Source organism: Marinomonas algarum (assembly GCF_020532605.1).
In the GTDB taxonomy this organism is placed as follows: domain Bacteria; phylum Pseudomonadota; class Gammaproteobacteria; order Pseudomonadales; family Marinomonadaceae; genus Marinomonas; species Marinomonas algarum.
In genome coordinates, this window is the sequence record NZ_JAJATW010000037.1 from 1 (window position 1) to 15,278 (window position 15,278).

At 44.9% G+C, this 15,278-nt stretch carries 9 protein-coding genes; 8 read left to right on the forward strand and 1 reads right to left on the reverse strand.

Going from position 1 to position 15,278, the window contains the following annotated elements:
• The 8 genes from LG368_RS14550 to LG368_RS14585 all read left to right on the forward strand — a co-directional run.
• A partial coding sequence (locus LG368_RS14550) for a beta strand repeat-containing protein (RefSeq protein WP_226755435.1) occupies positions 1 to 3,752 on the forward strand: 3,752 nt, incomplete at its 5' end.
• Positions 3,753 to 3,823: 71 nt separating this feature from the next.
• A complete protein-coding gene (locus tag LG368_RS14555) occupies positions 3,824 to 5,482 on the forward strand; it encodes a TolC family protein (RefSeq protein WP_226755436.1) in 1,659 nt (552 codons plus the stop codon).
• Positions 5,483 to 5,644: 162 nt separating this feature from the next.
• Positions 5,645 to 6,448, forward strand: a complete 804-nt coding sequence (locus tag LG368_RS14560) for an efflux RND transporter periplasmic adaptor subunit (protein ID WP_226755437.1) — start codon at positions 5,645 to 5,647, stop codon at positions 6,446 to 6,448.
• Between the two features lie 116 nt (positions 6,449 to 6,564).
• Positions 6,565 to 8,412 (forward strand): efflux RND transporter periplasmic adaptor subunit, encoded by a 1,848-nt coding sequence (locus tag LG368_RS14565; protein WP_226755438.1) that lies wholly within the window; start codon positions 6,565 to 6,567, stop codon positions 8,410 to 8,412.
• Positions 8,413 to 8,493: 81 nt separating this feature from the next.
• Positions 8,494 to 10,650 carry a site-2 protease family protein gene (locus LG368_RS14570; protein ID WP_226755439.1) on the forward strand — a complete coding sequence of 719 codons (2,157 nt, stop codon included), beginning with the start codon at positions 8,494 to 8,496 and terminating at the stop codon, positions 10,648 to 10,650.
• A gap of 3 nt (positions 10,651 to 10,653) precedes the next feature.
• On the forward strand, positions 10,654 to 12,621 hold the full coding sequence (locus tag LG368_RS14575; RefSeq protein ID WP_226755440.1) for a preprotein translocase subunit SecA: 1,968 nt from the start codon (positions 10,654 to 10,656) through the stop codon (positions 12,619 to 12,621).
• 31 nt (positions 12,622 to 12,652) lie between these two features.
• Entirely contained in the window at positions 12,653 to 13,012 is a 360-nt protein-coding gene (locus LG368_RS14580) for a TraI domain-containing protein (protein WP_476703456.1), read from the forward strand.
• A gap of 501 nt (positions 13,013 to 13,513) precedes the next feature.
• The gene (locus tag LG368_RS14585) at positions 13,514 to 14,503 is read left to right on the forward strand and encodes a tyrosine-type recombinase/integrase (RefSeq protein WP_226755441.1); all 990 of its coding nucleotides are present in this window, start codon (positions 13,514 to 13,516) and stop codon (positions 14,501 to 14,503) included.
• Positions 14,504 to 14,533: 30 nt separating this feature from the next.
• On the opposite strand, the gene LG368_RS14590 is transcribed toward LG368_RS14585, so the two are convergent.
• Positions 14,534 to 15,100, reverse strand: coding sequence for a hypothetical protein (locus LG368_RS14590; RefSeq protein WP_226755442.1), 567 nt, complete (start codon positions 15,098 to 15,100; stop codon positions 14,534 to 14,536).
• Between the last annotated feature and the right edge of the window lie 178 nt (positions 15,101 to 15,278).

A 15,278-nucleotide genomic window follows, 5' to 3' on the forward strand; every position in this document is an offset into this window, starting at 1 on the left:
CAGTAACGGCGGGTGATTTAACGGTTCATGTGGATACGGATGCAGGTAACGGCATCACGGCGTCTGGCAATGTCTTGTTAGATACTAAGGCGGCCGATCTGGTTCTGAATGCGGACGTGACCAGCAGTGCGGGGCACATCAGTCTGAATGCGGCGCAAGACGTGTTGCTCAATGCAACGCTGAGCACCACAGGCACAGCGAAAACTGTCGATGTGTTGGCGACCAATAATGTGACTATGTCTAACGGCGCTAGCATCACCACGAACAACAGCGATGCGCGTCTTGAAGCCAAGTCAGGCAACATCACGACCGAGATCGTTAACGTGGGTACAGGCAGTTTGAATCTCATTGCTGGCACTGACATCCTGGATATCGACAACAGCAGCTTAATGACCGCTGATGGCTTGATGATGACCGCAGGCAGCGGCATTGGTATCAGCACTAACGTGTTCAACACCGCGGTTGGTACCTTAGCGGCCAGCGCAGCCGCCGACGGTATCTTCGTCACTGAAACCAACGGTCTGATCATTGGTGATGTAACGACCACCGTGAGCCGTGTTGCAAGCGATGCGACGGACAGCAATACAGCAACCAGCGACACTCAAGAAGATCTTGTTACCACTGATAATGGTGGCTTGGTGATCACGGTAACGGCGGGCAACTTAAAGGTTAATGCGGGTACGGATGTAGGTAACGGTATCACGGCGTCTGGCAATGTCTTGTTAGATACTAAGGCGGCCGATCTGGTTCTGAATGCGGACGTGACCAGCAGTGCGGGGCACATCAGTCTGAATGCGGCGCAAAACGTGTTGCTCAATGCAACGCTGAGCACCACAGGCACAGCGAAAACTGTCGATGTGTTGGCGACCAATAATGTGACCATGTCTAACGGCGCTAGCATCACCACGAACAACAGCGATGCGCGTCTTGAAGCCAAGTCAGGCAACATCACGACCAAGATCGTTAACGTGGGTACAGGCAGTTTGAATCTCATTGCTGGCACTGACATCCTGGACATCGTCAACAGCGGCGTGATCACAGCAAATACCTTGACGATGACGGCGGCAGGGGCGATTGGTTCAACGACCAACACTCTGAACACTGCGGTGGGCATGCTAACAGCCAGTGCGACTAATGGTAGTGTGTATGTCACTGACACCGATGACCTTGTGGTTGGTGATGTGACCAGTACGAAAGACGTTGTGTTAACTGCGTCAAATGGGTTGACCATGGCCGATAACGCTATGATCAAAGCAGATAACTTGAGTTTGTCAGCTAGGGCGGCAATTGGTACAGAGGCCAAAGCGATTAACACTACGGTGGAGACGTTAACGGCGAATGCCAATGCAGGCAGTGTGTTTGTGACGGAAACAAACGGTCTGACGTTAGGCAAAGTCTCCGGTACTAACGGTAATATCATTGTGACAACAAGGGCTGGAAACCTCGTGTTGGACCAAGCGGTAACGGCAAACGCGGTGAACTTAGTATCTGGTGCAAGCATTGTTGATGCGGGTACAAACGGCTTGATCACAGCGGATACCTTGACCATGACGGCGGCAGGGGCGATTGGTTCAGCGACCAACACTCTGAACACTACGGTGGGGATGTTAACCGCCAGCGCGAATGTAGGCAGCGTGTATGTCACTGACACCGATGATCTTGTGGTTGGTGACGTGACTAGTAAGAAAGACGTTGTGTTAACCGCGTCAAATGCATTGACTATGGCCGATAACGCCATGATCAAAGCAGATAATTTGAATTTGTCAGCAGGGACAGCAATTGGTACAGAGAGCAAAGCGATTAACACTACGGTGGAGACGTTAACAGCCAGTGTCGGTGCAGGCAGCGTGTTTGTGACGGAAACAAACGGTCTGACGTTAGGTAAAGTTTCCGGTACTAACAATATTACTGTGACAACAACGGCTGGAAACCTCGTGTTGGATCAAGCGGTAACGGCAAACGCGGTGAGCTTAGTATCTGGTGCAAGCATCCTTGATGCAGGCACAAATGGCTCGATCACAGCGAATACCTTGACCATGACGGCGCAGGAGGCGATTGGTTCAGCGACCAAAGCGATCAACACCACAGTTGGCACGCTAACCGCCAGTGCCACGAATGGCAGCGTGTATGTCACTGACACTGATGATCTTATCGTCGGCAACGTGACCAGCTCGAATGACGATGTTGTATTGGCTGCGTCAGGCGCTTTGACCATGGCCGATAACGCCATGATCACAGCAGATAACCTAACCATGACAGCGGGTACGGCAATCGGATCAGTCACTAAGGCGATGAACACCACCGTCGAGACGTTAACAGCGAGTGCCGGTGCGGGCAGTGTGTTTGTGACAGAAACAGATAGCATTCGTCTCGCGTCTATCACAGCAACTGACAATGCGGTGAATGTGACGGCTGCGTCGGATATTACGATCGACCGTGTCAATGCTAAGAGCGTCAGTCTTGTGACCAGTGCGGGTAGTATCACGGGCAATTCGAGCACTGTGCCTAACGTGACAGCAACGGATCTGAGTTTGCAATCGGGCGCTAATATAGGCACAGCGACCGCAAACCTCACCACGGATGTGGATGTGATTGAGTTGTTATCCGGAGGCGGTGTGTTTATCACGGAAACGGATAACATTCGTATCGACCGTGTGGCAGACAATAATGGTGTGACGGGCAACAACGGTGACTTCGCACTGACGACCTCGGCAGGCGACATTGCCTTTAATGATGGCGTTGTCATAAACGGCTCTGGCGATATCCGTTTGCAAGCTGGAAAGGGTGAGTTACTTGCTAAAGACCTAAGCATTAATACTTCTGGCGATGTTGAGATGAGTGCCGATTCACTCACACTGGGGCGCGTAGAAGCAACCAATGTGTCATTAACAGCGAAGAAAACGGACATTGCTTTCAGTCAAGTCAAAGCCGATGAGGCAGTAAGCTTGTTCGCAGCGGGTAAGCTTTTATCTGTGTCGGATGATTCGGTTGAGACAAATGTTATTGCATCTACCTTCAATGTTAGCTCGAAAGGCCATGCGTTAGACCTTGCCAACAACGGTTTCACTAGCGCGGTGGCAAAAGTGGCTGACGATTTGATTGCGGTTAAAGCGGATGTCCTGATCAACAAAGGGACATTTGGTGAGGCTCAGCGCATAACAAGTGGACAAGATTCTTACATCGTAACCAACAACGATGCAGAAAAAGCGATTTACGCTCAGTTCATTTCTCAAAACCCATCGGCTCAATATGACAGCCTGGTTGAGGATACCTTGTCGGAAGCGCAACTGGAGCAGAGTCTTATTGGCTTTGAGTCACTTAACAACGAACAACAAACCGATGTTGAAAGTAGTCTGCTGTCTCGATTGCAAGATGAAAATCGTGCCGCGTTAGCGGATCAGCAAAATGGCGTTGATGATTTTGTGTACCTCTCTCGATCAGAGGCGAATACAGGGACTCGTTCTGGATCGAATGGGGCATCTGAAGGGAAAACGCAAATTGAGCAACAACTAGAAGCGTCTATTTTGCGTGGTAGTTCGCAAACAGCGGGTGCAAATAATGGTCTGACTTTTGGTGGAGATATGGATCAAGGTCGCCCAAGTATGTCGCCATTACAAACCTTAATGTCTGATTTGGTGAATGCGAATGGGAACCGCCAAATTGATATTTTAGGCAACACAACGGCCGACTATTTGTTCTTCTACTCTACAGACGACAATGACGAAGAATCGATTCTAGAATCCATTCTATAAGCTGAAACATACTTTAAATAACAGTGACTAGAGGGATGCCCTCTTAGTCACTGAGTGTAAGGAAAATGATAATGAAAAAAAGTTCAGTGATATACATACCTGCATTTCTTGCATCTTGTTCTTTCGTCAGTTTATCTGTTGCTGCTGAAAGCGCTGTTGAACCACAAGAAAGGATAAAAGGCGGCGTTTTTACTTTATCTGATGACTCAGATAAAGCTGCCCCCTCACTGTCGAAAGCATTAGACGATGTGCTGGCTAATTCTGACGCGGATGCTGCGCAACCCGCTGATCCACACGAAAGAGTATTAAGCGTTAACAGTATTGTTCAGCAAGTATTAAAGCAAAACTCACAAGTTATTTATGCGGACATTCAACGTCAGGTTAGTGCGGAAAAGGTAAATTATGAAAGTGGCGTGTATCAATCTGAGTTCTTCTCGAATTTAAATTACAGTGATGCGCATACACAACGGACTGCACAAGAGAAACTTTCATCTACTACGGCTGGTAATCTAAATGTGTTGGATGAAACCAATACGTCATTCAGTGCTGGCGTTCGCAAGTTGTTCACTACGGGTGGTGAAGCCACAATCAGCTTTGATACAGTGGAAAAAGACAACAATATTATCCCTTATTCGTATACGTATGCTGATAGACCAGAGCGTGATTCTGAATTTACCAGTGCGGTCAGGCTTCAACTCACTCAGCCATTATTAAAAGGCCTTAATAATGTTGAAATAGAATCTCGTATTCGTCGTGCTGAGCTTGAGGTGAATATTGTTGAAGCACAATACCAACAACAGTTACTAAAAATAGTGTCTCAGTCTTTGTCTTTATATTGGCAGCTTTATAAAGCAACACGCTTTCTAGAAATACGTAACTTGGCGGTTGAAAACGCAGAGAAGATGGTTGTCGATATAGAAAAACGGATAAAAAGCGGTAAAGAGCCTGAAAGTGCTTTGGTGGATGCTAAGTCTGAATTATTAAAGCGTAAGGTCGCTTTAGCCAGTGCTCGACAAGTACAGAATGAAGTCAGTTATCAAATTTCCACTTTGGTCAACGATGACTCCGATAATCTCAGCATGGCTCGATACGTGCTGAAATCTGGTCCTAATCAGGCACCATTTGAGTTGTCAGGTTCCTTTGAAGAGTATTACCAGAGAGTTTACGCTATCTGGCCGAATGCAAAAATTCTACAACAAAATATTGCCATTCAGGACGAAGAAATTCGAGTCGCACAGGATAGCGGTTTACCAACATTGGATTTGGAATTGGGTTACAGCACCAGCAACTTAGCAAGGGAAAGTAACACAGGGGATGCATTCGATTCAGAATACCCTACATGGAATGTAGGGTTAAGTTTCTCTATGCCCATTGGTCATAACCAGCGTGCAAACGCTCAAAAGTCCATGGCCATGCTGAAACAAGAACAGCATAAGCAAGATCTAAGAGCGGTTGAAGTCAGTCTGAAAAATGACCTTCGTGCGCGCTTATATCAAGTGAATACGACGTATCAAGAGATGAACACACTGAAAGAAAACATTAATATCTTGGAAGACTTGTACCTATCCGAAGTGCGTAAATTCAACTTAGGTTACGGTAATATTAAAGACATTTACCTACGAGAAGATACGCTCAATCTAGAGCGCCAGCGCCATATTGATGGTGTAATCAAGTATGAATTAGCGAAGGTGTCTTTATCATTAGCCGACGGTTCATTGTTAAATATGTAACGTTATGGTGTGGTGATTTCTTAGGTTTTTCTCATTAAGATAAAAGCCTAAGAATCTGTTTATTATCGCAAAAATCCGAAAAAAGACGTTATGTTCGAGATTAATATTAAAAATAGTCGTAATATTAAAAACGTTCTATTGATGATGAAAAGTAGTCACAGCATGATAGCAATCAAACAAGGTGTTGCCGGTGTCTTAATGGGGTTGAGTGTGTCTTTGGCGAGTGCTCAATCTGTTGTTGGTGTTCTGTATCCTGATATGAACTTGAAATTAGCCATGGCCGATAGCGGTGTGATACGCCATGTCCATGTAAAATCAGGATCTGTTGTGAAGGCGTCAGACCCTCTGATTACCCTTGATAGCACAATGCAGTCGCTTGAAGAAAAACGCAATAAGTTAATTTGGAGTGACACCAAAGAGCAACAGAGCCTAGTGGCTCGTCGTGATATTTTGCAAAAAAAATATACTGTAGCTCGACTGCTTTATGAGGAATCTCGTTCGATCAGTCTAGATGAACTGGATGGTTTGAAGCTGCAGCTTATTGACTTAGAAGGTCAAATTGCCCAACTTAATGAACGTGAAGAGCGTGAACGCATCGAGTATGAAATCAGTGCACAACGCGTGAAAGACCGTATCCTGCGCGCTCCTATTGCCGGTATTGTCACCCAAGTTGTTCAGCATCAAGGTGAATGGGCGCCAGTCGGCGAGCCTATCATTGGTTTAGTGGATGTGACGAAGTTATATGTAAAACTTAACGTTCGTGACGCTGTTGCTCGGAATCTAGCCTTAAACTCTACCATCCCTGTCGACGTGGAAAACCTGTCTATTCAACAAGGTTATATTGATTATATTGCCCCGATTGCAGATGCTGCGAGTGGCTTGGTTGAAGTGAAAATTAAGCTAAATAACCCGGATGGTACGATGCGACCAGGGGTGAGAGTGTCTGTTGATTTAGATAGGCACTAGTATTTCACTCGTAAGCCTTCCGGTACGTTGTTCGCGTCGGCACACTGGTCTTTAAATCCCAAAAATAAAATAGTTGATCGCGCTTTTGCGTTCCCTAGTAAAGGTCAATAAATACGATGGCATCCGTTAATATTATCGAGTTTATCGATCGCCTTAGAGCGCTGCGTAAGCGCAATTTCCAATCCTCTCCAGACGTGTTTTGGGCTGATTTTGTCAATATTTCCTCTGTGCTTTGTCTTTCTGAAGGGGCAAATATTCTGGCTATAACCGGTTCGGCATCACCGGTACTTCAACAAGAACATATTGCTTCTGCCGATTCATTCAACCAAAAAGTGAGCCTGCTGACACTTCCTGAATCAGAGTGGCTAGCAGATCTAGTTGAACGAGGGTTAAAAAATGGCTTTTCTGCTTATCATGACAAAGTCGCTCTGCAGGAAAAACCTCACTGGTTATGTTTCAGATTAACCACACTGCAACCCAGGGTGTTGATATTAAAAATAGCGGAAGAGAACAATGCCCGATTAAGCGATGTGGTGCTTCGAGCTCAGTTAATGGCGGACATCGCCAGTGATGCGCCGGCCAAGGAAGAAAAAAGTGAAACGGATTCCTTGTCACTTCTGTCGGTGATGCCTGAAATCTACGCGGCCAAATCATTGGGTCTGTCAGCTTATGCGTTGGTCAATGAGTTGGTTGCGAAATGTAATGATATTGATTTGTCCGCGATAGGTTGGCAAAAAGAGGAATACGTTCGAATAGAGTGTATTAGTCACTTTGATCGTTTTGAAGAAAAAGCGGATCTGATAAAGCTGTATGAAGCGGCATTAGAGGAAGCAGTTGATCAGCACTCTGTGTTACACCTTTCTCATGCAAATACAACCGACGGCATGATTGTCTTAGCTCATGAGCAATTACGCCGGGCATTGGGGTGCGAGGATTTAGCCACATTGGTTATTTTCGATACCAAGGGTAAGCCTATTGGCAGCGTGTTGATTGTGAAGATGAAAGGACAAATACCTTCCAGTGCTGTTCATTCCTTAACGTTCGTTTTAAGTCTCCTGTCGAGTCGATTTGACGACCTTAAACGTCAACAGGACGGTTTTTGGAAACGACTAAAGCATAAGGCATCTAACGCGCTGGAGCTGTTGGTGGGGCCCGAATGGTTGTGGACAAAAGTCGCTTCGGTGTTATTGGGAGCGATCGCTATTTGGTTGGTATTCGGTTCTCTAAGTTTTCGGATTGAGTCAAATGGGGAGTTTTTAACCGACCGAACTCAGAGAATCAACGCATCACAAGATGGTGTCGTGACCGAAGTGCTTGCTACAGTCGGAGACAATGTTGAACAAGAACAAACATTGTTAGAACTTGAAAAGCAGGATATTTTACTGCAATTAACCGAGTTATCCGCAGAACGACAGCGCTATTTATCCGAAGAAGATAAAGCCAGGGCGACCAACGATATTATCGAAACGGAAATTGCTAAAGCCCGTGGTGCACAAATCGACGCGCGTATTGCTCGTGTGCAGGCCATGCTAGATGAAACTCGTATCCGTTCGCCTTTTTCGGGTGTCATTATCGAAGGTGAGCGCAAAGACTTATTGGGTGCACCAATACGAAAAGGTGATGCACTGATGACGGTCGCGCGAATTGAAGATATTTATCTCACGTTATCGGTTGATGAACGCGATATTCATTTTGTCGAAGTCGGTGATCGCGGTGAGTTTGCTCTAGTGAGTCAGCCTTTGTCGCCATTAGCGTTTGAAGTGGATAAAATCATCCCCGTTGCTGTGGATGGTGGCCAAAAAGGCGCTGCTTTTCAGGTAAAGGCCACGCTGCTCGAAGCGCCGCAAAACTGGTGGCGCCCAGGTATGACAGGTGTGGCAAAAATAGATAAGGGAGAAGCTGCACCTTATTGGATTTTAGGTCATAGGTCTTACAATCAGTTAAGACTGTTATTGTGGTGGTGATGGCGTGAAAAAGCATATTTTTACTCACAGCAAGCGTATATCAACCTTTTATACCAACTGAAATAGGTAACGAAAAGCATCATGTCTAGCACCTTTAGTGAAGGATGGTATCAGGTCGCTCAGTTAAAAGTTGCCTTGATTCCAACGACCAAAGTACATAAACAATTGTATCGAGGTTTAGTTTGGTACGTACTTCAAGACGCTTGTTCTGGAAAGTTTTTTCGTGTTCCTGAAACCGTATATCGCTTCTTGAGTCGTCTGACGGTAAGCAAAACCATTGAACAAGTATGGCAAGAGTTTATTGAGGCTTACCCTGAAGAGGCACCAGGCCAAGAAGAAGTGATTCAAGTTTTATCTCAGCTTCATCACAGTAACTTATTGTTCTATCGTTCTGAATCCGATCATAAAGCCATATTAGACCGTAAGAATAAGCAGACACGTCAAGAGCATCTGACCAAATTGATGGCATTCATGTATCTAAGGGTCCCAATTTGGAACCCAGATACCATGCTTTCTACTTTTGCTCGGCTGTTATACCCACTGTTTAGTAAGACCGCTTTTATAGTATGGCTTATTGTCATCGGCCTGGGAGTTGAAACTGTTTTATCGAATTGGGGGGCAGTTCGCACACAGGGGCAGGGCTTCTTATCACCGGATAATCTCTTTTTGCTCTATATAGGCTTGTTTGGTCTCAAGTTTATTCATGAGATAGGTCACGCCATTGCGATTAGGCACTTTGGTGGTCAGGTGAATACCATTGGCTTGATGTTTATTATTTTGACCCCTCTGCCTTATGTGGATGCGACTCAAACATGGTCTTTGCGCAATCGTTGGCAACGCGCCATTGTCGGTGGGGCGGGCATGTATTTTGAGCTGTTTATAGCGGCATTGTCAGCCATGGTATGGGCAAAAACCGCGCCAGGAGTGCTCAACAGTCTTGCGTATAACTTGATGATTATCGGTTCAGTATCAAGCCTACTGTTCAATGGTAATCCGTTGTTGAAATTTGATGCCTATTACATATTGTCTGATGCCACAGATCTGCCAAACTTGTATAAAAAAGGCAGCGAACAGTGGTTGTACTATTTAAACCGCTGGCTTTTGGGGACTCAGAAGGCCGAGTCACCGTCAGACAATGCCTATGAAAGGTCTTGGTACACGTTTTATGGCATAGCAAGCTTGCTTTATCGTTTGGCTATTGTACTCATCATTACCTTGTATGCTGCGGATTTGTGGATCGGTCTTGGTATCGCCATGTTAGTGGTGTCATTTGGCATGTGGGTTGTCATTCCGCTTTGGAAGCTATTACGTTTTTTATCCAGTAATGGGCAATTACGTAAAAATCGACGTCGAGCTTGGTTCGTTAGTATAAGTGTCTTTGTGACATTACTCGTTTGTGTTTCTCTGGTTCCTATTCCCTACAACATCAAAGCACCTGGCGTTGTGCAAGCGTCGAATAGTAGCCAGATGTTTACCCAAGCTGGAGGGTATTTGCTGGACGCTAACTTGGCCAGTGGTGTGTCTGTCGCGAAGGGGGACGTTCTGGCACGTTTCAATAACCCAGATTTAAACCATCAATACGAACTTGTAACACAACAAATGGCAGAAGTGAACTGGCGCTTACGACAGTCTCTTGATAACGACCAAGCCAGTCAAATCGCATTAAGGCGTCAGCAGTTAGCATTACAGGAACAGCGTGATGAGCTTAGTAGTCGTTTGGACAGATTAGCGGTTGTGGCACCTTTTGACGGTGTATGGATGCCAGCCCAATTGAAAAGCAAACTAGGGACTTTTTTTAATCAGTTAGACGAAGTGGGTACCTTGTATGATTTATCAAGTTTGCGGTTTTCCGCTGTAGTGACTCAAGAGCAAGCATCAAACTTGTTTGATTCTCAACTTAGTTCAGACAGTGAGTTACGCCTTGCCGGACAAGCGGACACAACCCTGAGTATTCAGCAGTTACAGCTCAATCCATTTCGTCAAACGGTATTGCCGTCGCCAGCACTCGGTTGGGCGGGCGGAGGGCCTATCATGGCGCAACGGGATGCGAACGGCAGCATGGTGGCACAAGAGCCATTTTTTGAGATCACAGTGCCTTTGACGCTTGACGAAAAACCAGAGCTTCGTACATTGGAAGGGATGACAGGTTGGTTATTGATTGACTTAGAATGGAAATCTGCTTTCTGGCAAATACGTCAAGCTGTTCTACAGGTTCTACAACGCCGGTATCAAATTTAATTTATGAGTGCATTTTTTGAACCTCGCTTGTCCTTAGATTCGCCTTCTGCCTTAGCGTCAAAATGGCATTTATGGCGTAATAAGCGCAATCATTCGGCACGCGTACAAGGTTATTTAGACGAAGGAAAACGAGTTACTGAACTCTTAGACCACTATAGAGCATTAAGTGAGTCAGATTTTATTGCTCAGCAACATTGTTTTGAAGGCCTAGCTCGACGTGGTCGTCTTGTTTCACAGCGTGAAGACTTGCATAAGGCTTTAGCGTGTATTGTCGTGCTGAGCGAACGTCACCTTGGTATGGTGCCTTATCCGATACAGTTAAGCTGTGCTCTTGCCATGATCGATGGTTATCTTGTTCAACTTGCGCCAGGCGAGGGTAAAACACTGACCATCGGTGTCGTGTCTGTGATCTTCGGCTGGAGCCAAAAACCCTGCCATGTCATCACCGCCAATGACTATCTAGCAGAACGTGACCGAGAAAAGTTGCAGCCATTGTATGAAGCGACTAACGTAATCGCGAGTTTTGTTGAGCAAGAATTAGACCCAGACGAGAAAGCAAAGCGTTATCAAGCGCATATTGTGTATGCTACCGCGAAGCAGCTGCTTGCCGATTATTTAAACGATGTGATTAAACTCGGTGGGTTAGCAAGTCGAACACGCATGGCACTCACAAACTGGCAAGCAGGTGGTCACTCACTGCAAATGCGCGGTTTATACTATGTGATCATTGATGAGGCAGACTCTATCCTTATTGATGATGCTACTACGCCTCTGATTATCTCGGCCCAAGAAGAAAATGGTTTATTGCACGAAGCCGTACTGATAGCAAAAGAGTTTGTGGATACGCTCGATGCTGATCAAGACTATAAGTTACAGCAGGATGATTGGGATGTTCAATTCACGCCGTTAGGTCATCAAAAAATTACTGAAGGAACACAACAATTCCCACTGCTCTGGCACCATAGAGGGCGTCTGGAGGATCTTATTTCTCAGGCTATTTTAGCCAGAGATCGTTTCAAGTTGGATGAGCATTTCGTTATTGTTGGTGACGAAGTGATCTTGGTTGATGAATCAACCGGGCGCATGATGCATGGACGCTCTTGGAGCTATGGTCTGCATCAAGCTGTGGAAGCTCGCGTAGATGTACCCTTAACACCGCCGAGTAAGACGCTTGAGAAAATGAGTTTTCAGAACTTTTTTCAATCTTATCATCATTTAACAGGCGCCAGCGGCACCCTACAAAATGTTCAGCAAGAGCTTTTTCATACCTACCGTGTTCATACTTTAGAAATGCCAACGCGTTTGCCTCTGAAACTTAAAATTTCGGATTTTCAGTGTCATCTATCAAAAGAGGATAAAAACCAAGCGTTAGTACAGCTTATCCATCGTATTCAGGAATCTGGTTTGCCCATTTTGTTAGGGACGCGTCGAATCCGAGATACAGAGCAACTAGAAGTGATTTTAGAGCAAGCGGGATTTGAATTTAATGTGCTAAATGCGAAACGGTTAGCACAGGAAGCGGACATTGTTGCAACGGCTGGGGAAATGAGAAGAATCACCCTGTCTACCAACATGGCGGGGCGTGGTACAGATATACCCGTTGAAAAGGAGGTGCTGGCACTGGGGGGCTTACAAGTTATTATGTATGAACCGCATGACTCTTCTCGTATCGATTGGCAATTATTTGGTCGAGCAGGCCGACAAGGTAACCCTGGCCATGCGCTCCCTTTACTGAGCTTAGAAGACCCCTTGTTTCAGAATTTAAAGTGGCGTCAGCGACCTTTATTTTGGTTGGCGAAACAGCTTTTTCATTACTCGATTGGCAAAACTCTGATCAAGAGCCTAGTAACATCGGCACAAAAAAACGCTCAAGCAAAAGCGTTTAAACAACGTAAATATATTGCTAAAACAGTACGCTCTTCCCAAGAAAGAATGAGTTTTATACGTAATAAAACACAACTTAAAAGCTAAAAGTGAAGTAACCCCTGAAATTTTGCAAGCCATGTTGAAAGCGATTGGCAATACCGATCCTGAGCATGCCCTCTCTAAACTGGTCATTGAAGCTGACCAAATCAGTGTACAGAGGGATCTTAAAGCTCAGCAGATTTCCGTTGATGACAGTATCCTTGGTGACCCCGTTGAACTCTATCTGCTTGACGTCATTAGACAGTTGCTTGCTAGTTCTCAGTGGCTGGTCAATCAGCAAGACGCTAGAGTCTGGGTACGAAAAACGAACCAATCAACCCATCCTTACCTGGTCTGGAAAAGTGTAGCTAAGGACATCATTGATCTGTTGGCCAAAGAGAAATACCAGACATTCCAAGAGACCAAGATACCCTTGTGGCTCGTATCATCTGGTTAATTCTAAACACTAGCTACTATTCAACTTTCTAATCGTAGTTTTCTTAGCTTTATGGATTCTATATAAAGTTGGATTTTTAACGGGAAAAACTCAAAATTCAATTCATCATAAATAAAATAATTTATTTATGATGTTTATTATTTTCTGATCAGTCTAATCCTATGATGGCGCCCTACACAAACCCTATTTTTTTATGTCCAGATTAAGCTGCTATGATATTATCCTCTACTTATTAAAATGATTGTTTTAAAAAGTAGCTTTCTTGAAATGTTACTTTTGCCATATAATTAGCCGAAAGATAAAAATCCGTAAAAACACCATTTTTGTTGTATTTGAGCAATCCAGTGGCGGCCGACCTGTATTTTGAGGTGTAAGCCAATAAAGCACCGTGCTTTCATGAAAACCCTAGAAGAGCCAACAATCTGATGACCGGGCGACTAAAAGGTAAATGCGCATCATTCAGACAGACTTTCGAGCGATAAACTAAAAGGGAGAATTGCCGTGAACGAAGAAAGTAACTTAGATGCTCAATTTGCTTTGATTGATCGTGACAATACCGACACTGATATAGCTTTAAGCAAAGGGTATTCTCAATCCTCCGTAAATAACCCAGCAATTGCTTACTTATTGAGTCTAGGATCAAAAAAAAGCCGGCAAACCATGGGGTCGTTTTTAAACATCGTTGCCAAAATGATTGGCTTTCAAAGTCTTCGTGACTGCGAGTGGGCCAGTATGAGAAGACATCATATTCTGGCGGTCATGGACATGTTAAGTAACGCTGAAAGGGCGCCCACAACCATTAATACTTACCTCTCAGCCCTTAAAGGCGTGGCACTGGAAGCCTGGATTCTCAAGTTAATTGATACAGACTCTTATCAGCACATCAAACAGGTAAAATCGGTTCGGGGCTCCCGTCTTTCTAAAGGCAGAGCATTGGCCACCGAGGAGGTGAAAAAGCTCTTTTTTGTATGTGATCGTGACAAATCCGCAATAGGTGTTCGTGATGGTGCCGTCTTATCTGTACTTATCGGATGTGGCCTTCGACGAGCGGAGGCGGTTTCCCTTGATCACAGTAATTATGATCGCCGAGATCGTTCATTAAAGGTGCTCGGAAAAGGAAATAAAGAACGCGTTGTTTTCCTTCCAAACGGTGCTTACCAGCGCCTAGAAGCATGGATAGAAGAGGTGCGTGGCGAGGTAAAAGGCCCATTATTTACCAGAATAAGACGACACGATGACACAACAAACGATCGCCTTTCTAGCCAAGCGGTTTACCACATCCTTGATAATAGAAGAGTGCAAGCGGGCTTAGAAAAATGCGCACCTCATGACCTCAGACGAACATTCGCATCGTCTATGCTAAACAATGGTGAAGACCTGATGACAGTAAAAGATGCGATGGGGCATGCGAGTCTAACCACAACACAAAAATACGATTACCGTGGTAACGAGCGTTTACGAGAAGCGAGCACACGCCTGGATATTGGATGATACTCGCCTTCTCGTAAACACCTAACTTTTTTACCATGTATATCTAATGGGATTAGATGCACCCTTCTTACGAAACTCATCGGGTGTACGTTTGCTAACATACAGTTTTTGTAAGTCTATTGAAGCTTCATGCCCTACAAAACCATAACGCCCTTCAACGGTCTCTCTTCCTGGAAAATTTTCTGCTGTGGCTTCTAGCCATTCTTCAGCTGTAAAGGCGCCAACGATGACTCCTTGCACATTCGCTAAGATAATCTCCGCTTCACTCGCTTTCTTTTTATTTAAGCGCCAAGCATAGCGGATAGCCTCATAGAGCGAGTTATCTAAGGAGCTTCTATTAACACTGATGATCAAAGCTTTATGCTCAAATTTTGCTGTTTCTGCAGAATATTTTTTAATAATTTCAGAAGAGTGCATAGCTCCAACATCCCCACTCCCATGGCCACTCATAATATTAGTTATTCCAGGGTAAGCATCCATTAATGCAGCTTCAACCTCGTAAGCTGACTTATCAGACAAACCATGGCGATGTATAACATGAGCAACATCAAATCCTGCTATATGAATTGACCTTATTCGAGCCATTTTTTCAGACAAGGCATCCTCTTCAATATTACCTTTTGCATGGGCAAATACGCGGTTGCCTTTGGGAACGTGCGATTAAGTCAGCTAGTTAGTACGAAATCACTACTGACTTGATTTGCTTTTCAATTTGCTCAAAACCTCAGTTTTTAGTGTGTCTTATCCTCTAGTTGAAGCCTTTAAAGCTCCAACT